The sequence below is a fragment of the Paenibacillus sp. FSL P4-0338 genome (assembly GCF_038002365.1).
GTDB lineage: Bacteria > Bacillota > Bacilli > Paenibacillales > Paenibacillaceae > Paenibacillus_AQ.
Genome location: NZ_JBBOCG010000002.1, coordinates 1,628,040 through 1,653,330, shown reverse-complemented (window position 1 = coordinate 1,653,330; position 25,291 = coordinate 1,628,040). Strand labels below are relative to the sequence as shown.

Annotated in this window: 21 protein-coding genes and 1 pseudogene; 3 read left to right on the top strand and 19 right to left on the bottom strand. The window is 55.7% G+C overall.

Features of this window, described 5'->3' with window-relative positions:
* The 5 genes from MKZ07_RS31275 to MKZ07_RS31255 form a co-directional block, all read right to left on the bottom strand.
* Complete coding sequence (locus MKZ07_RS31275; RefSeq protein ID WP_036691112.1) at positions 1-753, bottom strand: amino acid ABC transporter ATP-binding protein; 753 nt, start codon at positions 751-753, stop codon at positions 1-3.
* Positions 750-1,460 (bottom strand): amino acid ABC transporter permease, encoded by a 711-nt coding sequence (locus tag MKZ07_RS31270; protein ID WP_036691113.1) that lies wholly within the window; start codon positions 1,458-1,460, stop codon positions 750-752. Before MKZ07_RS31270 ends, MKZ07_RS31275 begins: the two co-directional genes overlap by 4 nt.
* Positions 1,457-2,242, bottom strand: a complete 786-nt coding sequence (locus MKZ07_RS31265; protein WP_036691115.1) for an amino acid ABC transporter permease — start codon at positions 2,240-2,242, stop codon at positions 1,457-1,459. The genes MKZ07_RS31270 and MKZ07_RS31265 overlap by 4 nt, the downstream gene beginning before the upstream one ends.
* Before the next feature lie 37 nt (positions 2,243-2,279).
* On the bottom strand, positions 2,280-3,152 hold the full coding sequence (locus MKZ07_RS31260; RefSeq protein WP_036691117.1) for a transporter substrate-binding domain-containing protein: 873 nt from the start codon (positions 3,150-3,152) through the stop codon (positions 2,280-2,282).
* 122 nt (positions 3,153-3,274) lie between these two features.
* Positions 3,275-4,162 (bottom strand): LysR family transcriptional regulator, encoded by an 888-nt coding sequence (locus MKZ07_RS31255; RefSeq protein WP_036691118.1) that lies wholly within the window; start codon positions 4,160-4,162, stop codon positions 3,275-3,277.
* Between the two features lie 239 nt (positions 4,163-4,401).
* Here MKZ07_RS31255 and MKZ07_RS31250 point away from each other — a divergent pair, with 239 nt between their 5' ends.
* The gene (locus MKZ07_RS31250; protein ID WP_051493179.1) at positions 4,402-4,968 is read left to right on the top strand and encodes a GNAT family N-acetyltransferase; all 567 of its coding nucleotides are present in this window, start codon (positions 4,402-4,404) and stop codon (positions 4,966-4,968) included.
* Positions 4,969-5,535: 567 nt separating this feature from the next.
* Here MKZ07_RS31250 and MKZ07_RS31245 read toward each other — a convergent pair.
* Together MKZ07_RS31245 and MKZ07_RS31240 are read right to left on the bottom strand one after the other, a co-directional pair.
* Complete coding sequence (locus MKZ07_RS31245; RefSeq protein ID WP_341029819.1) at positions 5,536-6,201, bottom strand: vWA domain-containing protein; 666 nt, start codon at positions 6,199-6,201, stop codon at positions 5,536-5,538.
* 186 nt (positions 6,202-6,387) lie between these two features.
* Positions 6,388-6,909: pseudogene (locus MKZ07_RS31240) on the bottom strand (TerD family protein); the annotation flags it as partial.
* Between the two features lie 144 nt (positions 6,910-7,053).
* Between MKZ07_RS31240 and MKZ07_RS31235 the strand changes: the two are divergent.
* Positions 7,054-8,430 carry a TerD family protein gene (locus MKZ07_RS31235; RefSeq protein ID WP_341029397.1) on the top strand — a complete coding sequence of 459 codons (1,377 nt, stop codon included), beginning with the start codon at positions 7,054-7,056 and terminating at the stop codon, positions 8,428-8,430.
* A 72-nt stretch (positions 8,431-8,502) separates the two neighbouring features.
* Here the strand turns inward: MKZ07_RS31235 and MKZ07_RS31230 are convergent, their stop codons facing one another.
* Both MKZ07_RS31230 and MKZ07_RS31225 read right to left on the bottom strand, forming a co-directional pair.
* Positions 8,503-9,459, bottom strand: a complete 957-nt coding sequence (locus MKZ07_RS31230; RefSeq protein WP_036691120.1) for a 3'-5' exoribonuclease YhaM family protein — start codon at positions 9,457-9,459, stop codon at positions 8,503-8,505.
* 195 nt (positions 9,460-9,654) lie between these two features.
* Positions 9,655-11,934, bottom strand: a complete 2,280-nt coding sequence (locus tag MKZ07_RS31225; protein ID WP_341029395.1) for an FMN-binding protein — start codon at positions 11,932-11,934, stop codon at positions 9,655-9,657.
* A 483-nt stretch (positions 11,935-12,417) separates the two neighbouring features.
* On the opposite strand from MKZ07_RS31225, the gene hemH reads away from it, so the two are divergent.
* Entirely contained in the window at positions 12,418-13,443 is a 1,026-nt protein-coding gene (hemH, locus tag MKZ07_RS31220; protein ID WP_341029394.1) for a ferrochelatase, read from the top strand.
* 70 nt (positions 13,444-13,513) lie between these two features.
* Here hemH and MKZ07_RS31215 read toward each other — a convergent pair whose 3' ends face one another.
* The 10 genes from MKZ07_RS31215 to MKZ07_RS31170 all read right to left on the bottom strand — a co-directional run bounded on the left by MKZ07_RS31215 (position 13,514) and on the right by MKZ07_RS31170 (position 25,208).
* The gene (locus MKZ07_RS31215; protein ID WP_036691179.1) at positions 13,514-13,969 is read right to left on the bottom strand and encodes an IDEAL domain-containing protein; all 456 of its coding nucleotides are present in this window, start codon (positions 13,967-13,969) and stop codon (positions 13,514-13,516) included.
* A 601-nt stretch (positions 13,970-14,570) separates the two neighbouring features.
* Complete coding sequence (locus tag MKZ07_RS31210) at positions 14,571-16,379, bottom strand: adenine deaminase (protein ID WP_076160670.1); 1,809 nt, start codon at positions 16,377-16,379, stop codon at positions 14,571-14,573.
* A gap of 106 nt (positions 16,380-16,485) precedes the next feature.
* Positions 16,486-17,709: a pyridoxal-phosphate-dependent aminotransferase family protein gene (locus MKZ07_RS31205; RefSeq protein ID WP_341029392.1), complete on the bottom strand. Its 1,224-nt coding sequence runs from the start codon at positions 17,707-17,709 to the stop codon at positions 16,486-16,488.
* Between the two features lie 85 nt (positions 17,710-17,794).
* A complete protein-coding gene (locus MKZ07_RS31200) occupies positions 17,795-19,174 on the bottom strand; it encodes a Zn-dependent hydrolase (RefSeq protein WP_235218336.1) in 1,380 nt (459 codons plus the stop codon).
* Positions 19,138-20,535, bottom strand: coding sequence for an allantoinase AllB (gene allB / locus MKZ07_RS31195; protein ID WP_036691126.1), 1,398 nt, complete (start codon positions 20,533-20,535; stop codon positions 19,138-19,140). Before allB ends, MKZ07_RS31200 begins: the two co-directional genes overlap by 37 nt.
* A 62-nt stretch (positions 20,536-20,597) precedes the next feature.
* Complete coding sequence (gene uraH, locus MKZ07_RS31190; RefSeq protein WP_341029817.1) at positions 20,598-20,984, bottom strand: hydroxyisourate hydrolase; 387 nt, start codon at positions 20,982-20,984, stop codon at positions 20,598-20,600.
* Between the two features lie 48 nt (positions 20,985-21,032).
* Entirely contained in the window at positions 21,033-21,551 is a 519-nt protein-coding gene (uraD, locus tag MKZ07_RS31185) for a 2-oxo-4-hydroxy-4-carboxy-5-ureidoimidazoline decarboxylase (RefSeq protein WP_341029389.1), read from the bottom strand.
* Between the two features lie 52 nt (positions 21,552-21,603).
* Entirely contained in the window at positions 21,604-22,533 is a 930-nt protein-coding gene (locus MKZ07_RS31180; protein ID WP_036691130.1) for an ABC transporter permease, read from the bottom strand.
* A gap of 30 nt (positions 22,534-22,563) precedes the next feature.
* Complete coding sequence (locus tag MKZ07_RS31175) at positions 22,564-23,679, bottom strand: ABC transporter permease (RefSeq protein ID WP_036691132.1); 1,116 nt, start codon at positions 23,677-23,679, stop codon at positions 22,564-22,566.
* On the bottom strand, positions 23,676-25,208 hold the full coding sequence (locus MKZ07_RS31170) for an ABC transporter ATP-binding protein (protein WP_341029386.1): 1,533 nt from the start codon (positions 25,206-25,208) through the stop codon (positions 23,676-23,678). The genes MKZ07_RS31175 and MKZ07_RS31170 overlap by 4 nt, the downstream gene beginning before the upstream one ends.
* Between the last annotated feature and the right edge of the window lie 83 nt (positions 25,209-25,291).

The following is a 25,291-nucleotide window of genomic DNA, read 5'->3' as shown; positions in this document are numbered from 1 at the left end:
CTAGATGGAATAGTTCAGCTCCGGCGTAATCCGCTTCAGGAACTGCTTCGTTCGTTCTTCACGCGGATGGTTGAGTACCTCCGTGGGCGTGCCCTCCTCGACGATCACTCCGCCGTCCATGAACACCACATGATTCGCCACATCGCGGGCGAATCCCATTTCATGGGTCACCACAATCATCGTGATGCCTTCCTTGGCGATCTTGCGGATTACCGCAAGCACTTCACCTACCAGCTCCGGGTCAAGTGCTGAGGTCGGTTCATCGAAGAGAATGACCTCCGGCTCCAGGGCAAGCGCCCGGGCAATCCCGACCCGCTGCTGCTGGCCGCCGGAGAGCTGGCTCGGATAGGCATCCAGCTTCGCACCGAGTCCCACCTTCTCCAGCAGGGCGACGCTCTTCTCTCTCGCTGCCTCCTTCGGAAGCTTCTTGACGATCAGCAGGCCTTCCATCACATTCTCCAGCGCTGTTTTGTGCCGGAACAGATTATACTGCTGGAAGACCATAGCGGTCTTTTGCCGGAGCTGGTGGATATCTTTCTTACGGGCGTGCCGGAAGTCCAGCTTGAAGTCCCCGATGGAGATTTCGCCGCTGCTGGGCTTCTCCAGAACATTCACGCAGCGCAGCAGGGTTGTTTTGCCGGAGCCGCTGGGACCGAGAATGACGACCACCTCCCCCTTGGACACCTCCAGATCAATATGGTTCAGCACCTGATGGCGCCCGAACGACTTCGATAGCTGCGATAGCTTAATCATGCGACTCCCCCCCGGTTATATAGATTAATCCGTTTCTCGATCAGGGCTGTTGCCCGCTCAATCAGGAACGTCAGTCCCCAGAAGATCAGCGCCGCCGCCAGGTAAGCCTCGAAGAACTTCCAGTTGGTTGAAGCGACAATCTGCGCCTGGGCATTGATGTCCACCACCGATACGGTAAAAGCCAGCGTAGACCCGTGCAGCATCCCGATCACGGAATTCGACAGATTGGGCAGGCTCGCCGCCAGCGCCTGGGGGAACACAATCCGCCGCAGCGCCTGGGGCGTGCTCATTCCGATGGAATGGGCTGCTTCGAGCTGACCGCGGTCCACCGCCAGCAGACCGGAACGCACCACCTCGGACATATAGGCCCCTGCCGTAATGGAGAAGGAGATATAGGCAAAGCCGATCATCGGGATCGATGCAGAGCGGAAGCTCCAGCCGAACTGTGCAGCCAGCCCGTCGATGATCATCGGCAGCCCGAAATAAATCAGCAGCAGATGCGTCAGCATCGGGGTGCCGCGGATGAATGTGACATACCCTACGGCCAGCGGATACAGCCCGGGGACTCTATAAATCCGGATCAGAGCCACGACCGTACCAATCACGAAGCCTGCCAACACGGACACAACCGTGATATACAACGTCGTAGGAATGGCTCCCAGAATTTGCAGAAACGCTGTCCAGATAAACGATGGGTCCAGCTTCATAACGTACCGCCTCCTTTACCCGCTCCCATATCCGCGACGATTGTGCGGTAAGACGCTTTTCGCTGCAGAGTGAACCGCTTCTTAGCCGGGCTGTCCTGGGCTTCATGCCTGAGCAGACGTTTCTCCGCAACCAGCAGCAGCCTCTCAATACACAAACTGATCACAAGATAGATAAGGGCAAGCGCAATATAAGTCTCAATGAAATGCTGGGTCGCGCTGCCCAGGGTCTGAGCCTTGCCCGTCATCTCCATCACCCCAAGCGTGAACGCCAGCGAAGTATCCTTCAGCAGCGCTATGACCAGGTTCGAGAAGACGGGAATCGCAATGCCCAGCGCCTGCGGCAGCACAATACGGGTAAAAGCCTGATAAGAGGTCATCCCCGTAGCGTAAGCCGCTTCCACCTGGCCTTTATCGACTGCTATAACTGAAGCGCGGATCATCTCCGACATGAAGGCCCCGGTATGCAGACCGTAGGTCAGAATTACGAACACCAGCACCGGAGTCCGCGTCATATCCAGATTCACCAGCTTCAGCACCTCAGGCAGACCGTAATAGAACAGGAATAATTGAATCAGAATCGGCGTCCCTCTGAAAAAAGAAATGTACACCTCAGCGCAGGTCTTCAGGACCGGCACCTTATATAGGCGGGGAAGCGCAATGATAAATCCGACAATCATCCCTGCGAGCAGCGAGCAGGCTACGATTAGCAGTGTGGTGCTCAGCGTAGTCAGCAGCTTGGGCAGGAACGAGAAGACAAAACCTAGATCAAACGGTGCACCCATCCTGCACCTCCTTTCAGAGCTGTACGCGCCTCGCGCATTATTGAACTGATGAGGTAGTGACGTCCGCCCCCAGCCACTGTGTGCTTATTTTGCCAAGCGTGCCGTCTGTCTTCAGTTCCTTGACCACTCCGTCAATGGCCTCCGACAGCTTCTGTGAAGGGGCATCATCCTTGCGCAGCACATACAGAATATCAGCAGAGGACAGCTCGGGACCCACCGCCTGCAGCTTGCTCTGCGGGTCGATGATCGGCAATACGAAATCCGCAGCAAGGGTAGCATCTACCCGGCCCGAATCAATCTGGCTGACCGTATCGTTGGCGGCACCGTTCTGATAGACAATTTTGATCGAATCCGCACCGTGCTCCTTGTTATAGTTCTCAAGAATTTGCGCTTGCGCGCTGGTGGCGCCGGTCAGTACCTTCTTCCCCTTCAGATCGTCCAGTGTCTGGATTGAGGTATTCCCTTTGGCTACAACGATGCGGTTTCTCCAGTGGGCATAAGCTTCCTTGTTAAAAGCGTACTTCTGCTCCCGCTCTGGGTTCTTCTCCATGACATGGGCTACCAGGTCAATCTTCTTCGTCTCCAGACTCAGCAGCAGATTGCTGAAATCCATCGTCTGGAATTCGAACTCATACTCCGGCAGGCGATTGTCAATCTCCTTCAGCAGCTCCACATCGAACCCGGTCAGCTTGCCGTTCTCATCAATGAAGCAGACGTTGGGAAAAGCTGTCCCGGTGCCGACTATAATCTTGGTCACCTTAGCCGGATCGGCGGCTGCAGCCGTGGACTTCGCACTATTCTGAGGGGCGGCCTCTGCGGCCTTGCCGCTACTTACGCTATTATTATTGCCGCAGCCAGCGATCAGCAGCGTTAGTACCAGTGTGGATGCGAACGATATTGTCTTGTTCATGTCTCAAACCCCTTTTCAATTTAGATAATCCCTATCTGTTTAGTGGTGATTATATGCAATTAACTTTATCACTGCACGCTGCCATGCGCTAATAGAGTTTCTTAATATGGTTATTCAAGAAGTCAATTCAGCTTACTCAGCGTCCCCGTCCCCAGCTCCAGCAGGGTGTTCAGGAATTCCGCGTTCTCTCCGTTCAGCGAGATCAGACTAGTCCGCAGGGAGATGCCTTCGGTTTCCGTGATATCCACCCTTACCAGCGTCCCCGCCTCTACTTCCTCCTGCACACTCAAGGCTGGAAGGAAGCAGATTCCTGCTTGCTTCAGCACCAGCTTCTTGGCAGTCTCCAGGTTATCCACCTGATAGACAATGCCCGGCGGACGCTCCATACTCTCGAATACCCGATGCAGACGCATCCAGTCCAGCGAGCCGCATTCGAAGAATACGAGGGTCTGCTCAGAGATCTCCCGGATCGAAGCACGGCCCTTGCGGGCCAGCGGATGACCGGCGTACACATACAGCGAGATGGGGTCTTCACAGAAAGGAAAGGACTGGATGGCCGGATTCACAACCTTGCGGATAAAAGCGAGATCGATCTCCTTCGCCTTCAGCTTCTCAATCAACACTTCGGTGGGAGCGGTAGTCAGCTTCATTCGGATGTGCGGATACCGCTGCTTCAAATGGAGCAGGAGATGGGGCATCAGATAATTGGAGACGGATACCGTACTGCCGATTCTCAGCTCGCCGGGGATTTGGCCTTTGGATTGGATCTGATGCCTGCCGTTCTGATAGACCTGCAGAATTTGCTGCGCATAGGGGAGGAACTGGCGGCCTTTATCCGTCAGGTTAATCTGCTTGCCCAGCCGGTCGAATACCTTGCAGTCCAGTTCCCGTTCCAGCGACTGGATACGGGCAGTCACTGTCGGCTGTGAGATATAGAGCACCTCTGCCGCTTTATTGAAGCTTCCATAGTGGTTAATGTAGACAAAAGCCTCAATGTTCTCGATATTCAAGCATAGTCCCCCTCTGCATCAATAATTACATTATTCCTATCGTTTAACAATGAATTTAATTAATCTTATGCAGAGGCTATTTTTTTGTCAACTGACGGAATAGCCGAAACCATCCTATTGATCACAATTTCAGATAGAACTTTTCTATGGATTAATCGAAATCATTAAATTCCACTTATGCTCATCGGATTTGTGTATTATAATAACGCCACATCCCTTTACCGGACAGGAGGCACCAGATGAATCACTCAACAGAACTTGTAATCCGTGAAGCCGCAGCTTCCGACCGTGGAGCCATTGCCGGGGTCTTGCTCGAAGCTTACAGCGAATATGCAGCCGTGCTGTCCGAGCCGTTCTGGGCGGAGTACCGGGATTCTATTCTCGGCTCAGTTCATGGCGATGCACCGGTTCTCCGGATTGTAGCGGAGCTGGACGGACAAATTGTAGGAAGCGTACTGCTGTTCACCTCCTCAGAGGCTGCTTACGGCAGACCGGAGCTGGATATCCATACGCCGATCATCCGTCTGCTGGCTGTATCTCCGGCGGTCCGGGGGCGCGGGGTGGCCAGACTTCTAATCCAAGAAGCCGCAGAAAGGGCCATTGCGCTGGGGGCAGCCAGTCTGAACCTGCACACTTCGGATATGATGGCCTCTGCGATTAGGCTGTATGAGAGACTCGGCTTCAAGCGGGCTTATGAGACGGATCTGAAGAACGGGGATACTCTGGTCAAGGGCTATCGTCTGGAGCTGCCGGTCTCCGCCGATCCACAGGTGGAACCAACCTCTAAGGCCAGGGTAACAGGCTAAGCTGCCCTTTTCTTACGGCGATAACCAATTCAGCGGAGCGCTCTAGGGCTCCGCTTCGGGTTTGTTTCGGGTTCCGCTTGGGGTCTTGCTTGGGGTGCCGCTGTGGCTGGTAAATTCCAAAAATCCTGCCCACAAGACAACAATCTTCTCATCATTTGGACCAAAACTCTAAATTGTTGTATAAAAGTCAGCTTTCTTGCTCCTCCGGGCGGCTTAACGTGGACAATTCTTGCAATTGTTACAACATTCCTCATGGACGCCCAAATATTCAGGAATCAAAGCTGCATTATATGCAACATTCCTGGCATTGATGTGCAATCCGCCCGCAGTAGGGAGGCAAACTCAGTTTACTGTTAATGCTGCTAAAGAGCGGAGGTTCTAGGGTTCCCTACGAATGCTGCTAAAGAGTAAAGGCTACACGCTTCCCTGCGAATTCTGCTATAGAGCGGAACCTCTGCGTTTCCTGCGAATTCTGCTATAGAGCGGAACCTCTGCGTTTCCTGCGAATTCTGCTATAGAGCGAAGGCTGCTACTTAGCAGAGGCTATGTGCCTCCCCGCGAATGCTGCTACAGAATCCCCTTCGCCTTCGCAGCCTTCAGCCATTGCGGGAATTCATTCAACAGCTGGTCATACAGTTCCTCGTCGGATACGTCCTCGATGCGGTCCAGGTGCATGAAGCTGGCGTTATCCACCAGTCGGCCGTTCATCGTGTCGAGCTGCTTTAGCACCTCGAAGTCAGAGTCGCCGATGCCTACAAACTGCCAGAAGATTGGAAGAGAAGAGGCCGCCATGATGACTTTGCGGGTCAGCTTCACTACACCGCCGTCATTGATGAAGATAATGAACACAGGCGTCGTGTCCGGCTCCTCCTTCGTGTATTTCTGGATGACATCCTGCATCACCGGCGGTTCATTATTGCGTCCGAACTTATGAATCGCATCATTATTCGTAATATGGGTGAAGACATAGCTGCCAAGCTCCCGTTCGGTAACCGGCGGAAGTCTGCTGAATTCCGTATCGTAGACCCATACATCCAGCGAGCCGTTATCGTCGAACTTGCTGGCAACGGCGAGAATGCGTTCCACCACCTCCTGCACCACGCCTCTGGCATAGAGACTACGCATGGAGCCGGTGATGTCCAGCACAATCCCCACCCTTGCGGTGACACCGGTGAGCTGTTTTTTGACCAGGGTGAGCTCCACGATCTTTTTGCGCAGATTAATAGATGACAACACATTCAGCAGAGGTTCCGCCTCGGGCTGCCGGATTACCTCTGGGGTCTGCTTCAACACCCGAGGTGTCCGCTCCACTAACCCAGCTGTCTTCTCCATTCCGTCAGTTATGTGCTCCACTACCTCAGCCGCCGCTGCGGCTTCGTTCCCGGATTCCTGTTCCACCTCAAGCCCGTAGCTTCGGCACAGGGCCGCAAGTCCCCCATTATACCCGCTGCCGATTACGCTGAGCTTCCACTCTCCCTGATAGCGGTACAGCTCGCCGGCTACGACAGCGGTCTCCTCTGACAAATCTGCCCCGTACTCGAAGCGGTGCAATTCTTCCCCAGTCCTGCGATCTGTCAGCGTTAGCTGCAAGCCGGACAAGTCCTTCATCCGCTGATTGAGTTGCTCCCCCTCGTACAGGGTCAGGGTCACCGCAATGCGGGCATAATGCTGAGGTATTTTTGCTAACGAAATGGATAGGCTCGCCCCGTTCTCCCCATCCGCTGCATGAGCTATGGCCCCATCCCTGGAGACCGGATTGCCATAGAAAATAAAGTCTTCATCACGTTCACACCGGTTCTGATCCGACAACAGAAAGGCTGCTGCGTCCACCCCTATTCCGTTACGCCGTGTATTCCAGCCGAGCTGGACCGTTATGTCGCTTACGTCTCTTCCTTTGGTGATATCGGCTTTTTGACCTTTTGACAGCTGCAAATCTCTCATCTCCTCTTCATAGCAGTCTATTCCAGAAGTTCATAGATAAGGTATACCCCATTGGCGCAGCCTTGCATACTCTGAACGCATTGTATTTCCAGCTTTGCTCCTTTAATATGAATGGTATTAGATGATAGATAGGGGCCTTACCTGATGAATTTCACTGCGATAGATTTTGAGACTGCCAATTCCGGCCGCTCCAGCGCCTGTGCCCTGGGGCTTGTTCAGGTCCGCGATGGTATCGTTACAGCAGAACATAACTGGCTGATAGACCCGCAGCAACCGTTCGACGGGATGAATATTGCCATTCATGGCATTACACCTTCGATGGTCAGAGGCCAGCCTACCTTCGAGGAGCTGTGGCCTACGGTAGAGCCGCTGCTGCAAGGGGAGATTGTGATCGCGCATAATGCCGCCTTCGATATGAGTGTGCTGCGCTACTGCCTGGACGACTACTCTCTCTGCTATCCCGGCTTTCAATATTTATGTACCTACCTGCTCGGCAAAAAAATGCTCCAGGACCTCCCCTCCCATAAGCTGAATGTCATCTCGGCGCATTTCGGCATCCGGCTGAAGCACCATGATGCCTTGGAGGATGCCAGAGCTTCTGCACTGATTCTCCTGAAATTGATGGAGCAGTGGCAGCAGTTCGATCCGCTGCTGTTAGCCGGCAGCCAGGGCTATAAGGCCGGGATGATGTATGACGGCGGGTATACGCCATTCAAAGCAGCGCCCAAGAAGGCCGCGAAAAAGCCGGCGGCCGGGAAGAAGGCAGCCGCTAAGACCGCGGTTGCTGCAAGCCCGGGCTTGCAAGTTAGCGGAACGGTAGCCGGGCAGGCACAAGGTGAAGCGCCAGCAGCTTCACTTGACCAGCTTCCGGCCGCAGCACCTCCAGCCGCCGGTGCTGCGGCTGTCCCTACACTGGTTCGGGGGCAGCGCGTCGATATCGGCGGCAAGCTCAGCGCTTCCAGACTCCTTGCGGCTGTGGAGTGGGATGCATCGGCTTTGCACACGGAAGTGAGCCAGCCGGAGACTGCTGCCTTTCTGCTTCGGGAGAGCGGACGCTGTGAGCAGGAGCGGGAGCTTATTTTTTATGGGAATATGGAAGACCCCAGCGGCTCCGTCTTCTCCTCGAAGCCTGCTGCGCATATGGGGCATCTTTATCTTCAGTTAAGCAATCTGCCTGCAGCCATTACACGGATTGCGCTGGCCTTCACCGTTCCGGAGTTCAGCGGTAACAGGCATCCGGGCCCGATCTGGAACGCTTCCGTATCACTGATTGATTCCCGGACGGGAGTCAGGCTGGCGGTGTTCCCCTTCAGCCGGAATGTTATGCCAGGCATGTCCGTTGTTATCGGCGAGTTCTACCGTTATAAGGATAAGTGGAGATTCGCTGCAATTGGCGAGGGGTTCCCGGGCGGACTCCGTGCCCTATGCAGCCATTACGGTCTTACGGTGGAGGCCGATGGCCCTGCAGAGAAGGCTGCGGCTGAGTCCGCCGCCGCAGCGGAGGCTGAAGGTCCTAAATAAAGCAATCCCCCCAAACCGCAACTACGGAATGGGGGGATTGCTTTATTTTCAGCGATACAAGGGTCTCAGTCGTTATAACTTCAGCCGGTAGACGGCCTTATTCTCCAGTCCTCTAATGAACGGCGTCCATTCCTCCGTCTCCGGCGTAGTATCCAGAGCGTCCTCCACCATCTGCAGCTTGGCATCCATCGCATCAATATGATGCAGGGCAACCGCTTCAGCCGTCTGCGGCTGGACTGGGCTTCCCCACTCCCCGAGATTATGATGGGACAATACAAGATGCTGAAGCGCCATGACCTTCTCGGATTCCAGATCAATTCCGGTGCGGATGGCCGCTTCTGTAATCCAGCTTGAAGCCATTGAGATATGTCCAATCAGCTTTCCGTGCACGCTGTAGTCCGACACAATGCCGTACTGCGAGATCATCTCTTCAGGCTTGGCAATATCATGGAGGATGATGCCCGCTCTCATCAGATCAGGATTCAGGAACGGACGCTGCTTGCACAAGAAATCCCCAATCTCCAGCATACGTACCATGTGATAAGCAAGCCCGGCGAAATACGCATGATGGTGGGTCTTGGCAGCCGGATAATGCATCAGCTTCTCTTCTACCTTACCGACACAGAAGTTCACAATCGCTGCAATCTCCGGATCAGCAATACTAGCCATTTCGTTCTTGATCGTATGGACCAGGTCCACAGGGCGCACCGGGGCCGATCGGATGAAGTCGGTCAGCGATACCCCGTCGGATTCATTGACCAGTCTGAGCTTGGTGATTTTGACCTGGAGCTTCTCGCGGTACGTATGGGCCATTCCCCGGACCTTCACCAGCGCCATCGGGAAAAAAGTCTCCTTATCCGTCACGCTGACGTCCCAGTATTTCGCCGAAATCTGACCACTGGCATCACCTAGTACAATATCGAAGTAATCCTTGGGAGGAGTCCCGTTCGTCTGTTTCAGCACCAGTTCTCTAAGCAGATAGAAGCCGGTGAATTCATCCTGCGGGGCTAGCTGTTTGATTAATGTCATTGTGAAGCCTCCTATGACTTACAGGCCTGGGCCTGCTGGGTATATTAGTGTGTATATTAGAGGTTTGACACTCCCTTCCCAAATCCCTTTAAATTACTATACGATTGGCATTTCTATTTATGTCCACACCTGAAAAAAGGGCTGTCCCGGCGGCCATTTGCATGACCTTGGACAACCCTTAATAAATAGATTCTGTTATTTTCCGGCAGATTCGAGCGCTGCTTTGATCGCTTCTACCGCTTTGGCGGAGATGGCTTTCTGGGCATCATTCGCTCCGAAGGCTGCTGCACGGTACCCGTACTTATGCAGTCCCTTGCCGTTCGAGGTATTCTCGATCTCGTATTTCACAAGCAGTTCATCATCCGTCAGATTATATCTTACTTTACCCTTATCATCCAGGTAGTACACAGCCATAGTTACAGGCACATTATACTTAGTAGTAACCATGACATTTACAGTTTTATCCACACTTGCGCCGATGAAAATACCATCGAAATACGCAGCCTTATCCGTTTCCGTAACTTCCGCTTTACCATAAGCTCTGTCAACGGCTGCCTTCAGCGCATTGCTGCTGCTGGTAGCGCCGGATACCGCATCTACATCCTGAGCGCCTTCTCTTGTACCTGCGGCCAGGAAGCTGGCGGTCAGCACCGGAATAGCTTTTTGCACCTCAGCGTAAGCGGCTTTGCCCAGATCAACCATGTTCATGCCTACACGGGACAGAGCAACGTTTACGATCTTGCCGTTGCGCAGTGTAACATCTGCTTTGTTCGTGCCTTTGTCATACGCATCACCATAAGCGGTGAAGGTGCCGTCTTTATAAGTGCCTTGTACTTTGGACGCATTAGTCAAAGCATCCGTCAGTGCTGCCTTCGCTGCAGCCGACAGGGCTTCCTGTCCGGCGATATCTGGAGCCTGCACGCCGCTTGCGAGCAGTCCGGCGGTCAGCTTGTCGACCAATGATTTCTGTTCTTCCGTACGTTTGTCATCTGCAATCAGCTTGCCGTCTGCGCCGAACAGGCTCAGCTTGATTCCCGTTACCTGGTCAGCATCGATATCCACCAGCAGCATAACCTTGGACTGATTATCCACACCGGCAAATTTGCCGTCGAAGGTTCGACCTTCATCCGGAGTCTTCAAGGCTTTCTCAAAAGCGCGCTCTACGGCCTGGTTCCAGCCATGGCTGCTCTCCGTAGCACCGGAGATTCCATCTACCTTCTCATTATAGTTAGCGATGTAAGATCCGTTAGCCAGCAGTTTGGCAGTCATCGGAGCATTCGCCTTCACAACCTCTGCATAGGCGGTTGCACCTCTGTCGATCAGGTTGCTGCCAAGTCTGAACAGCTTCACATCCACCAGCTTGCCGTTACGGATCACAACATCCGCTCTCTCCACGCCTACACTTCTTGCTGTACCGTAGGAAGAGTAGAATCCGTCAACATAAGCAGCCTTGTTGTTGATGCTGGCATTCTGTTCGGCATCCCAGAAGGCGTTCACTGCGGCTTTGGTCTCTGCCTCGAAGCCGGCTACCGGCTGCGCACTAGCACCTTTGGCGAGCAGTGCAGGAGTGATTGCGGCAATCGCTGCGGTCTGTTCAGCCGTATATGTCTTCTCATCCACGAAATCTCCGGTAGCGCTCAGCGGATACAATTTAACCGCAGTCAGCTTGTTTGCTTCATAAGTAGCAAACACTGCATATTTGGCCTCAGGGTCTACACCCATGTGGACTCCATTGAAATAAGTGGCATCAGCCGCTTGGTGCGCAAGCGATCGCTCAAAAGCTCTGTCTACGGACAGCTTCCAGCCATTGCTCGTACGGGTTGCGCCGGATACAGCATCAACCGCAGCTGCGCCGTCTCTGGTTTTGCCCATCAGTCTGTCTTTCATCAGACCGTAGGCTGCCCACACGCCGCTGTAATTCTCACGGGCATTGCGGTCGATGATCTTCGGGCTGGTTCTGAGCAGCTCGATATCGGCAATCTTGCCGTCTTTAATCGTTACCTTCGCACCCTCTGTACCTTTGGAATACGCATCTCCGTAGGCTACATATACTCCATCCTGATATACATCCTTGTGCACAGTAACTGGTGTTGCTGTTGCTACAGGCTTCGCGGTTGCTGCTGGCTTTGCAGTTGCCTTGGCGGATGCCGCCGGTGCAGTGGTCGCTGCCGGCTTAGCTGTTGCTGCGGGTGCAGTGGTCGCCTTCGGAGTGGCTGCCGGTTTGGCTGTCGCCTTCGGAGTGGCTGCCGGTTTGGCTGTTGCCTTCGGAGTGGCTGCCGGTTTGGCTGTTGCCTTCGGAGTTGGCGCCGGTTTGGCTGTTGCCTTCGGAGCTGGTTTAGCAGTCGCTGCCGGCGCTTCTTCCGAGGCTGCTGAAACCGCATCCACCTTCAGGTTCAAAGCCGGTGCGTTAATCGTGTAGGCTAATGGCGCGAGCAGCAAGGCTGCGCTTACAGTCAAAGAAATTAATTTTTTCAAATGCGTATTCTCCTTTATTATCCCCAGTAGTATGTAGCGTTTTCAAATCGTTTTGGTCCATTCATTTCCTTCTGATTACGAAGAGCAGCCAACTCTTCCTGAACGTCACCCACTCCTTCCTTCATTCCTGCTCGGCCCAGCCCGTGTAAGAAAAGATTCATCTATATATACAATCTTTCAAAAGGTGAAACAATTCACATAATGGAGTGAATTAATTCACATAAGTGGACTTCAAGCTGCTGGTGAATATTTCTGGCTTGATGGTAACAAAATTGAAACTCTTTTCTCTGTGTAGAAAATCACACACCCTATAAGAAACATCACTTTTTTGCAATAACACAAAATATATATTTCTTACACCTCTCATAATCTCCCATATCCTCCTTCATATGATAGCCGTGCGATATACTATATTGTGTGGTTGTGCTTGAATATGATATTTTTAAACGATGTCATGTTCATGGAAAGGAGGAACAGCTGCTCATGAATCAGTCGTGTATAGGCGTTATTCTTGCTCAGATCGGAACCCCTGACGCCCCGAGCGCCAAGGCGGTCCGCCCTTATCTGAAGCGGTTTCTGTCCGACCGCAGAATCATTGATTATCATCCGCTGCTCTGGCAGCCGCTGCTGCGCGGCATTATTCTGCGCACCCGTCCGCGCCGGTCCGCGAAGCTGTATCAGGAGATCTGGATGGAAGAGGGTTCGCCTCTGCTCGTCCACTCCAGAGCACAGCAGGCTGCGCTCCAGGCACTGCTGGGCAGCAGCTATCAAGTCGAGCTGGGGCTTGCTTACAGCACACCCGGCATGGCTGAAGCCTTCCGCAAGCTGGAGGCTTCGGGAGTGACCCGCATCATAGTCCTTCCGTTATTCCCGCAGTATTCCTCGACAACGACCGCTTCCGTCTATGAAGCTGCAAGCTTTGCCGCTCTGGGACGACATAGCCGCTACGGGCAGGTATCCAAGCGCTTCGTACCTGCGCTGCGGTTCGTAGAAGCCTACCATGATGCACACGGCTATATCGCAGCGATACAATCCTTATTACAGCGGCAAATCCGCGCCATGAGTGAAGACCCGGACTATTATGTCCTGTCCTTCCACGGCATTCCCCGCCGTTATGCCGAGACCGGAGATCCCTATCCGCAGCAATGCCAGGAGACAGGCCGTCTGCTCGCAGAAGCTATGGGCTGGACCCCGGAACGCTGGCAGCTCTCCTTCCAGTCCCGTTTCGGGCCGGAGACCTGGGTAGGGCCGTCGACTGCGGACACGCTGAAGGAGCTTCACGGACGCGGAATCCGGCGGCCGCTTATTTTCTCTCCTGGACTAGTCACAGACTGCCTCGAAACGCTGCATGAGCTGGCCGTAGAAGGCCGGGAGCTCTTCGCCATGGGCGGCGGAAATGCTGAGATGCTGGAGGTAGCCCCTTGCCTGAACGACACGGAAGAGTGGATCAGCTTTCTCGCAGATCTGGTAGACTGCTCGGCCCAGGGCTGGCTGTCTTCCGCCGAATGAAGACAAAAACGCCCGGTCTCAGGGATGCTATCATCCTGTGAGCCGGGCGCGTTTTATTTTAATAGTACGACTATTGAAGAGTGAGCTGTTTATATTTGGCAGTCAGTTCCTCGAACCACTGCTTATCCTGCAAAGTCAGCGCAAAATCGATCAATTCAGCAATTTCATCAGGCTGCAGATCCGGAGAATCCTTGAAGCTGATCTCAGCCGAAGCCGAAGCTGTTCCCTCCGAGTCCTCCGCAAAATCATAGGAGAACATCAGCTTGATGTCACTTTCCAGAAACTCATTGCGCAGGAAGTAGAGCACCTCGCACATCAGAACAGGTCTGACATGGTTCTCGAACACACACTCCATGACCTTAGCCCAATAATGCTGGTTGCTGAGATGCAGCTTATCATTGGTCAGCAGATACTGCTCACCCTGATAGTCATTGACAAATTTCAGTTCAACCGGCTCCATTTTAAAAATACTGGTAATTTGCTTCCTTGTGATATTCAAGATGTCGCGCGTTTCTAATCTCATCATTCTCATGCACCCCGTTCCTCAGGTTTGGACTCTCTGTATATGCTGAATTTTCATGATTCGACAATAATTTTAACTAATTTAAAAGTATTATCGTCTTTTCCGCACCTATTGTTAATGCTTTTTCATTAAAAACTTAAAATTTTCTGTTTCACGCTGTGAAAAATCGGTTAATTAATATATTTTTTATGCACACAGACGAGGACATAATGGTGCAGGATATGGAGTATGAATTACGGCGACGCTTCGGAGCACGCTCCGCAAACGGAATGTTGTTCCAATCGCTCTTGTATCCAGATTTTTCTCATTCCCCTAATCGGTGAAAATCCGGATACAAAGGCGACCGCTCCGCTTCTCCACAATCATTCCGCCCGCTCCGCTGTTTAAGAGTAGGAGTATCAAACCTAATACATAGCATTGTTGGACATCTTGCAGGAACTCCCTACAAATGCTACTGGCTGCGGAGCATGGAGCCATACGTCATCGCAGCAGCACTGATTGTATTCGGTATTTCATATAATTTAAGCAACAAAAAAAGCCACCCAGTCTGCAATAGACTGAATGGCCCAGTAGCCCAATATTAGAATAAAAGTGTGCCTTCCCCTTAGCTAACGAACAACGGTACCAGTTGAATACCCTCTTCGGGGGAGATCCGCACCAGGCCTTTATCGGAAATCCGCAGTGCGGGGATAACCGCCAGGGCCAGCAGAGACAGGGTCATAAAAGCATAGTTCAGCGTACACCCCGCATCATATAGCGCTTTGCTGATGGCAGCGGATTGCGCGGCGGCAATCTCAAACGGCTCTGCCGACATCAGTCCGGCAATCGCCAGCGGGAACAAGGTGGTTCCGGCAGCGGTAATCACCGCAACACCGCCCTGCGCTTCCGCCACGGCGGCAGCCGCCTGCGCCATCAGTCCATCATCATTGCCGATGACCAGCACATTATGGCTGTCATGAGCTACGGTCATCGCTATGGCCGCAGGCTCGCGGAAGCCGATGCCCTGTACAACCCCGACGGATTTGTTGCCGGTTCCCTTGTGCCGCTCCAGAACAGCGATTTTGCACAGACCGTCTTGCACCACCAGCTCCGATCCAGCTATTGGCAGGCTCATGATCAGCTCGCCGGTCTCCACATGGTTCTCAATGACTTGGATGACCCGCGTGGCCAGAACACCTTCCTCAATCGGCGCATGAATCACAAAGTCTGCGGGAACCGGAGGCTGCTGCAGATGCACAGAGGCCAGCACTTCATCCGGGTAGGTGTACGGGCTCAGCTCAGCCGTCATGCTGCCGTTCTCAGCCACAACAACGCCAGCTGCAATCGTCATGACCACATGAACATCGGCCAGATTACCGTCCAGCAGAATGATATCCGCGCAGGAGCCAGGCGTGATAGAGCCGATATCGCGGGCTACACCGAAGCGCTCGGCGGTGTTGATCGTTGCCATCTGAAAAGCCGTGACCGGCTTCACCCCCTGGGAGATCGCATGGCGTACGACAAAATCCATATGCCCCTCATCGCGCAGCGATTCGGAGCTGCGGTCATCCGTCACCAGCATCATCCGGCGCGGGTCCAGCCCGTGCTCGGTATGCGCCGTGATGGTTTTGGCGACATCATGCCAGGCAGAGCCGCGGCGCATTTTGGCGTACATCCCCAGACGTACGCGTTCGATCACATCCTCCGCTGTCACACATTCATGATCCCCAGTCACCCCTGCTGCGGCATAGACCGGAAGTCTCCAGTCACTCGCCGGCCAGGTGAAATGCCCGTCAACATACCGTCCCGCACGCAGCGTGGCCTGGATCTCTCCGATCATCTTCTCATCGCCGTAGACCACTCCCGGGAAGTTCATGACTTCGCCGAGTGCGATCACATCCTCGCCCCAGGTGTAAGCCTCCGCTACTTCCTCCGGTCCGATCGACGCGCCGGTTGTCTCAAATTCCGCACCCGCAGAAGGGACACAGGAAGCCACCTGCATATAAGCAGCCAGCGGCGTTCCCCGCATCTCGTCCAGCATCAGCTTAATTCCCTTAAGCCCGAACACGTTGGCAATCTCATGGGCATCGAAGAAGCCTCCGGTCGTCCCCAGCGGCAATACAGCGCGGGCGAATTCAGTCACCGTCAATTGAGTGCTCTCGATGTGGCAGTGTCCGTCAATCAGGCCGGGAGCAATGTATCTGCCCGCCGCATCAATAACCTGCGTTCTCTCCCCAATCGTATGGGAGACGTCCTTGCCGACGTAAGCAATGCGCCCGCCTTGTACAGCGACGGACATGCCGTCCAGAATCTCCCCGGAGCAGACATTGACCAGCTTGCCGCCCGTAATGACCAGTGTAGCCTTCTGATCTCCCCGGGCTGTAGCTACCAGCTCAGGCACGCAATCAGCCAATGGTTGTCGTGTATAAGTCATCATGTGCACTCCCTTCCAGTTATCTATTTAGAAAAAACGGCCCTGACACCCCTCCAGGGGCGCAAGCCGTCACTTAAAGAAATCGCATTGTGTATGATTATCTTACTTATGACTCATATACGTCAAGTGCCGCCTGAACACCCTGTCCGGCAGGTACCGCATACCCGTGGCGGATAAGCACGGCCTCCAGCGCGCCAAGCAGACGCAGCACATTATTCTCCCGGCAGCTGAAGCCCATGGTACCGATCCGCCAGATCTGGCCTTGTAACGGCCCGAAGGAGCTGGCAATCTCAATACCGAAACGCTGCAGCAGCATGGAACGGACGGATTCCCCGTCTATGCCCGCCGGAATGTGCACACAGGTGACCACCGTCAGCTTGCTATCCGCCTCCCCGTATAACTCCAGCCCCATAGCTGACAGTCCGGCAGTAAGGGCTTGCTCATGGAATCTGTGCCTTGCATGCCGCGCTTCCAGCCCTTCCTCCAGGACCAGCCGCAAGCCTTCACGCAGAGCGTATAGCATGGAGGTCATCTCTGTATGGTGATTGAGCCGCCGGGGACTCCAGTAATCCTGCAGCATACTCAGGTCCAGGTAATTGCTGCGTACCACGGGCAGCTCGCTGACAGCAGCAGCGGCAGTTCTAAGTCCGCGCTCTACCTGCTTGCGCTTCAGCAGCTTGGCCTCAGCCCGGTCATTGTACGTCACCGGGGCCATACCTGAAGGGATGGACAGGCATTTCTGCGTTCCGCCGACCACGGCATCCAGCATCCAGGCATCCGTCTCTACCGGCACCCCGCCGATCGTCGCCACCGCGTCTACAATCAGCAGCGCATCCTGCTCCCGGCAGGCCCGCCCGATCTCGGCCAGCGGCTGCACACGGCCTGTAGAGGTCTCCCCGTGAACCATTGCCACCACATCCGGCTTGAACCTCCGTATAGCTGCAATTACCTCTTCCGGGGGAAAGACACGGCCCCAGGTCTGTTCAATCGTGAGTACTTCAGCGCCGCAGCGTTCAGCAATCTCATGGAGCAAGTGGCCGAAACGGCCAAAGACCGGAATCAGCACGCGGTCCCCCGGCGCAATCAGGCTGACCATCACCGCCTCAATGCCGGAACGCGAAGTCCCGTCTACCGGATACGCCCACTGATTCTTGGTGGCGAATAGCTCACGCAGCATCTCCATCGTCTCATTCATGATCTCTGTGAATTCAGGATCGAATTGTCCCAGCACCGGATAAGACATCGCCCGCAGCACACGCGGATCAACCTCCACGGGGCCGGGGGTCATAATGCACCGCAAGGACGGCGACAAATCTTCGTACCGCTTCATGATTCTCCCCCCTCCAGACTTCTAAGTGATCAGCCCCCGCTGTTTATTACACAATTAAGATTACAACTCTAAGCTTGGTCGTCTCTTATTCATAAGCTAATCCATATAATATAGCTGTCAGCACTTCCAGTCCAGCAGCGAGATCCTCCGGGGAGGTGTACTCCACAGGAGAATGACTGATCCCGCCTTGGCTGGGCACGAAGATCATCGCGGACGGGCAGCGCGGGGCGAACAACTGGGCATCATGGCCCGCACCGCTGACCATGCTCAGGTAAGGCTTCTCCTGCTGGAGACAGATCTCTTCAAGAGCTGTGCGAAGCTCCTGATCCATAGGAGCAGGGGCTGTCTCCAGCAGCGTCTGTACCTCAAGTGTCAGGCCGCGCCTGCGGCCAAGCTCTGCGAACTCTGCCAGGATAGCTGCGCAGAAGCGCTCCAGTACCCCGGTTTCGCTATGCCGGATGTCCAGCGTGAACTGCACTTCGCCGGGAATTACATTGGATGTACCCGGATAGACCTCGAGCCGCCCCGTTGTGGCTACCAGCGGATCACCCTCCGCCAGGGCGGACCGCTCCAGGGCCAGCAGCATCTCCGCACTACCAGCCAGTGCATCCTGCCTTAACCCCATCGGCGTAGTCCCTGCATGATTGGCCGTCCCGCCTACCTTGACAAGATACCGCCGCTGTCCGGCGATAGCCTGCACAACCCCAATTCTCCGGGACGTCCGTTCCAGAATAATCCCCTGTTCAATATGCAGCTCGACATACGCGGCAATATCACTGCGCACAGGACTATTACTGTGCCAGAAGCTTTCCTGCAGACCCGCTGTTGCTCCAGCTTCCGGTTCCCCACTCCCGCTTCCGCCACTCTGCTCCAGACCCGCCGCAGCTTCAGCAGCCAACCCTTCACTCTCCCCAAGGCCGCAGGCCGCCATCGCAGCCGCCAGCGTGATTCCATCCGCATCTGCGCAGTCTATACATTCCTTCCCGTTATAAAGCCCGGTTACATTCCCCGAGCCCCAAAACGTCAGCGGAAAGCGGCTGCCCTCTTCCTCGCAGAAGGATACTACCTCCAGCGTCCGCAGCGGCGGACCGAAGGTCTCCAGAAGATAATGCAGCGCAGTTACAGCAGCCGCTACTCCATAAGCGCCGTCATACCGTCCGCCATTGACTACCGTGTCGATATGCGAGCCGGTCAGGATAACCTTATCGCTGACCTGAGAACCGGCCAGTGTGCCATAGATGTTCCCCACCTGATCCATCCGGACTTCAAGCCCGAGTCCAGCCATTCTCTCCTGCAAAAAATGCTGAACCCCTTGCCACTCCGGCGTATACAACAGCCGGGTAACTCCTGGACCCGGGGCGCTATAGGCTGCGAGTTCATCCAACAGCTTCAGCATCTCCCCGGCCGGGACATGCGGGACCGGCGGCTTCATAGCCCGGGCTGGCTGTGCCTGATCCGCAGCCATTCTCCTCCACTGCCAGCAACAACGCCTTTCGTAGCAGTATAGACTGTATTGCCCCGGCAGATCGTTGCCGTTACCTTGCAGGATAACGTCATTCCGACATAGGGGCTATGCCGGTGGCGGTACAACAGATCCTCTGCACGCAGGGTATAGGCTGCATCTGGATCAAGCAGCACCAGATCTGCATCCAGCCCCGGTGCGATGGAGCCCTTGCGCCCCTCCAGCCCGAACCGCCGGGCAGGAAGCCCGGAGAGCAGCGCCGAGATCTGCGTAACCGGCAAGCCGCGCACATGAACGCCTTCATGGAACATCAATTCCAGACTGCTCTGGGCTCCTGAGATCCCGCCCCAGGCTTCCATGAACGACAGCCCGGGCGCCAGCTTCAAGTCGGGCGGACAGGGGGAATGATCGGAAGCAACCAGATCCACCTGCCCCGCAGCCAGCGCCGTCCAAAGCCGGTCCCGCTCCCCGCTGCTGCGAAGAGGCGGAGCGCACTTGGCCAGCGGCCCAAGGGTCTCCATGCTGTCTTCATCCAGAATCAGATAATGGGGACAGGTCTCTGCGGTCACATCCAGGCCGCGCAGCTTGGCCTCATGAATCAGCTCCAGGGCTGCCGCTGTGCTGATATGGACGAAGTGCAGCTTACAGCCGGTCCGCTCACTATACAGCAGCGCACTGGCTACAGCCGCAAGCTCCGCTTGCGGAGGGCGCGAAGCCGCAAAATCCCTCGCGCTGCTGCGCCCGGCGCGTATTGCCGCCGCCCCAAGCGTCGAGGTTATCGCTTCACTCTCCGCATGCAGGGCGAGAATCCCGCCGGTTGCGGCGATCCGAAGCATCCCCTGATACAGGGTATCATCGTCCACCTCACGGAACCGCCCTTCGCCTTCACCGCCGGGATTCGAGATGAAGGCCTTGAACCCGGTAACGCCCGCTGCCGCCAGTCCCTCCAACTCCTCCAGATTCCCTGGCATAAGGCCGCCCCACAGCACATAATCCACCGCCGAGTTCCCGGCTGCGGCCTCCGCCTTCAGCCGGAGCGCTTCCAGACTCACCGTCGGCGGATTCCCGTTCAGCGGCATATCCGCATAACAGGTGCAGCCGCCGGCCGCAAGAGCAGCCGACCCGCTGCGGAAGCCCTCCCAGTGACCGAGCGCAGGCTCATTGAAGTGAACATGCATGTCGATCATACCGGGCAGCACGTATTGCCCTTCCGCATCCAGAATTCTGGTCCCGGACGAGGCCTGTAAGTCTTCGCCCAGTGCAGCGATTTTGCCATCCTTCACTCCGATCTCAAGCCTGCGGACTTCTTCGGGCAGGACCACCTGTCCGTTCCTGATGATAAGCTCATAACCTTCTTCCTTCATGATAGGCCCACCTCCGGTCTATTGGCTTAAGATTAGATGCAGCGGTACACTGGACTGCCGTGTTAACTCCCGCGATAAGTGCTGTATCCTCCAGGTGCAACCAGCAGCGGTACATGGTAATGGGCGGAGGGGTCCGGCATATTGAAGCGGATCGGAATCTGGTCCAGGAACGGAACAACAGCCCCCGCTTCCTCCTCCGTCTCCGGTTCTCCGGCACCAGCCTGAGTGCCCCGGAAATAATCACCGGCCATAAATAGCAGCTCATAGCTTCCGGCCAGCATCTCTTCTCCAGCCAGCAGCGGAGCGTCCAGCCTGCCGTCCTCATTCGTTAGCGCCTCACGCAGCAGCACAGGCCCTCCGGTATCCATCCGCCAGAGCTGAAGCGACAGGCCCGCAGCAGGCTTGCCCTGTGAGAGATCCAGCACATGGGTGCTCAGCCGTCCGTTCATTCCAGACATTTGCGTCACCTTCCTCCTATAATATGCAGTGACCTGCCTCTATTCCGCCCCCAGCAGATCCTCCAGCCGAAAACGAGTGATTGTTCCAATCTCCAGCAGCGCCTGCTCCTGCTCCTCCTTAAGCGGACGGTCCACACGCTCACCGATGACGGTAAGGATGTCTTCTTTCGTTTTGCCCCGTACAGCGAAGATGAACGGAAAGCGGAATTTCGCTGTATAGGCAGCGTTCAGTCCGGTAAGCTGTGTGAATTCCTCCGGTGTCAGCCGGTCCAGTCCGGCCCCCTGCTGCTCAGTCGCCGAGAGCGGACTGACTGCAAGTCTTGTCGCCAGATCCGGGTGAGCTCTCAGCAGCGCCAGCACTTGGTCCGGCTCCGCCTGCCGTGCGATCTCCATCATGGCAGCATGCAGCTCCTGCACCGAATCGAACGGACGCTTGCTGTACACCCCCTCTGCTACCCAAGGGGAATGCTCGAAGATACCTCCGAGCTGCTCCACGAAGTCCTGTTTTGCCATCGAGTTAATCTGCTTCAGAGTCAACCGGTCCGCCGGTATAGTCATACGCCAGCCCCCATCCCTCTAATTTATATATTGCCGCCTGTGCTCTTCAGGCCTAGAACCGCTGTTCACGGATATAAGGTGTTCCCAGTGATTCCGGCGTACCGGAGGGCTTGTTGCGGTTGCGGTATCCCAGATACATCAATACGAGAATGGTTACGACGTAAGGAATCATTTTCAGAAAATAGGACGGCACCGCACTCCCCAGCAGCTGAATACGGAAGCCCAGCGAATCGAGCGCTCCGAAGAAGTAGGCGCAGAAGAGCGCGCGCAGCGGATTCCATCTGGCGAAAATCACCAGACCCACGGCGATCCAGCCCCGTCCGGCGGTCAGCCCTTCATTCCAGGTCGGCGCATACGCCAGCACCATATCCGCACCGGCCAGTCCAATCAGCGCCGCTCCGGCAGTAACATAGCAGTAACGGATCAGCTGCACACGAATCCCCATGACGTCCGCAGTGGCCGGATTGTCGCCGACTGCCCGCAGATGCAGTCCCCACGAGGTATGATGAATCAGCAGATGCAGCACAAGGACGAGCAGGAGACTGAACCAGGTCAGCATATCCAGCCTTCCAAAAAGCTCCCCGAGCACCGGCACCGGCTTCAGCGCCGCCAGATCCAGCTTCGGCAAACTGCCGGGAAGCGGAATGCCGCTGATCGACTTACCCACATAAGCGCTAAGCCCGCTGCCGAACAGCGTCATCGCCAGGCCCGACATCGTCTGATTCGCCCTCAGCGTGACACATAAGAACGAATGAACCATACCCAGAAGAGCGGTAATGGCTACCGCCGAGAGCAGCGCAAGGATGAGATTCCCGCTGCGGATGTAGACGATACAAGTCGTCACTGCCCCCATCAGCATCAGCCCCTCCGCGCCGAGCTGGATAATGCCGGCCCGTTCGGTCAGAATGCCTCCCAGCGTAGCCAGCAGCAGCGGTGTTCCGGCGGAGATAGCGGCGATTAATAATTGTGTAGTGAAATCCATGAGTGAACTCCCTCCTGTACGAGAATGCTGTTATGCGCTCCGGCGGATGCGGAACCGGTGAATCATGTCGCCGGCAATCAGGAAGAACAGGATCGCGCCCTGCAGCATTTCCGATATGGACGAAGGCAGTCCGATCGTCTGAACACTATAGCCGCCCACAATCAGGCCGCCGAACAGAATCGAAGTCACAACCAGGCCCAGCGGGTTCAGCTTGGCAAGCCAGGCTACGATGATCGCCGTATAGCCATAGCCCGGGGAGATCCCCTGCATCAGCTTATGCGTAACCCCGGACACCTCGGCCATGCCGGCAATCCCGGCAAGACCGCCGCTGATCAGCATGACGATGATAATATGCTTCTTGATATGGATGCCCGCATAACGGGCGGCTGTGGGATTGGCGCCGATTAGACGCAGCTCATAGCCCCAGCGGGTGAACCGGATCATCAGATAATAGATCAGCACGGCCACGAGGCCGAAGATCAGCCCGATGTGCAGCCGGGTGCTGCCAAGAACCGGCAGCGACTGGGCAGCGGTGAACATCGGCGAACCCGGGAAGTTGAACCCCTTCGGGTCCTTCCATGGGCCGAATACTACATAATCCAGAGCCAGCAAGGCCACGTAGTTCAGCATCAGCGAGGTAATCAGCTCATTGACACCGAAATGGGTTCGCGGCACCGCCGTCATCAGACCCCACAAGGCTCCGGCCGCTGTACCGAAAACCAGCATCAGCGTAATGGACCAGAAGGAAGAAAGGCTGGGGAAGTAGATCGTTACCGCAGTAGCCGCCATAGCACCTACCGTCAATTGTCCCTCCGCCCCGATATTCCACACGGAGATCCGGTAAGCTACAGCAATGCCTAGCCCGCAGAGCAGCAGCGGAATAGCCTTGACCATGGTTTCAGTGAAGCCGTAGGAGGTGCCGAAGGCTCCCCGGAACATTTTCTCGTAGACAACCAGCGGGCTCATTCCATTAGCGGCGATGAACACCGCACAGAGCAGGAGCGCCAGAACAACCGACAGAATAGGCGTCCACCACGGTGAACGGGTACGGCTTGAATCATATTCCAGCCTGAGGGAGTACCACCTCCCGCTGCGCCCCGCCAGCGGCGGAAGCGTTGCAGATTCATTTCCAGGCTTCGGACTCATACCGCACTTCCCTCCCTGCTCCGGATACCGGCCATCATCAGGCCGATTTGTTCCCGGTCCGCCTGCTCATGGTCGCTCTCGCCTATAATTGAACCTCCGTAGATCACCAGAATACGGTCGGATAACTGCAGCAGTTCATCCAGATCCTCGGAGATCAGCAGCACCCCGCTCCCGGAGCTGCGCAGCTCCATCAGCAGCTCATGTACCCCTGCCGCCGCGCCGACATCCAACCCTTGCGTCGGATGCACGGCCACCATCAGCTTCGGACGGTGGCTGACCTCGCGGGCGAACAGCAGCTTCTGCTGATTCCCGCCGGACAATTGCTGCACAGGAGTATCCAGCTCAGGCGTCTTCACATTGAAGCGGCGGACCAGCTCCTGCGACCAGGAGCGGTTCCTGGCCGCCTTCAGGAAGCCGAACCGGGAATGCTCCCCGCTGCGGTAAGACTTGAACAGCAGGTTGTCAACTGACCCCAGCCGTCCGGCCAGACCGCTCTTCATCCGGTTCTCCGGCACATGCGAGATGCCCGAATCGATCGCCCCTCTTACCGAAGCTGTTTTCACAGGACTGCCGTCAAATCGGATCTCGCCCTTCCTCCAAGCTCTAAGTCCCGTCAATACCTCAGCCAGCTCCTTCTGCCCGTTGCCCGCAACGCCGGCCACGCCCACAATTTCGCCTTCATGAACCGTAAGCGACAGGGCATCCAGCGCCTTGCGGCCATGATCTGCTGCGACCTCCAGATCGCGGACAATCAGCAGCGGCTCTCCGGCCGTTGCCTCGCGCTCCTGACGGCTGATCGCAACCTCCCGGCCCACCATAAGCCGGGCCAGCTCCAGCTCATCCGTCTCGCCTGTCATCAGCGAAGCAATCATTTTCCCCTTGCGCATCACGGAGATCCGGTCTGAGGAGGTCATGACCTCCTTCATTTTATGCGTGGTCATGATCACCGTCTTTCCCGCCTGCTTCATCACCTGAAGGGTCCCGAACAGCTGCTCCGCCTCTCCCGGTGTCAGCACCGAAGTCGGCTCATCCAGGATGATGATGTCTGCCCCGCGGTATAGCGTTTTGACAATCTCAACACGCTGCTGCTCGCCGACAGACAGCTGCCAGATTGGCCGGTCGACGGGAAATTTCAGGCCAAACCTTTCTCCAAACCCCTCTATCTCTTCATGCTTACGTTTGATCCATCTGCTGCCGCGCCAGAAAGACGACTTTTCGCCAAGCACGATATTCTCCGCCGCTGTAAGGCTTTGCACCAGTCTGAAGTTCTGAAAGACCATGCCTACACCAAGCATTGCCGCATCCTTCGGGGAACGGATTCTGGCCGGTTTGCCATGAATGAGAATCTCTCCGGCGTCCGCCCGGTACACCCCTGACAGCATGCTCATGACTGTGCTTTTCCCCGCCCCGTTCTCCCCGAGCAGCGCGTGAATCTCTCCCGCATTTGCCGAAAAATCAACTTGATCGCTGGCCGTTACAGCACCGAATGTCTTCACTATCCCGCGCATTTCAACCGAAGGGTCCTGCATAGTGCTACGCTCCTTTCCGGGTAGTTATAGTACAGGTGGGGAAGGCTCCGGTATCCGGACCCCGCCCCACCCGTAAGGCTGTG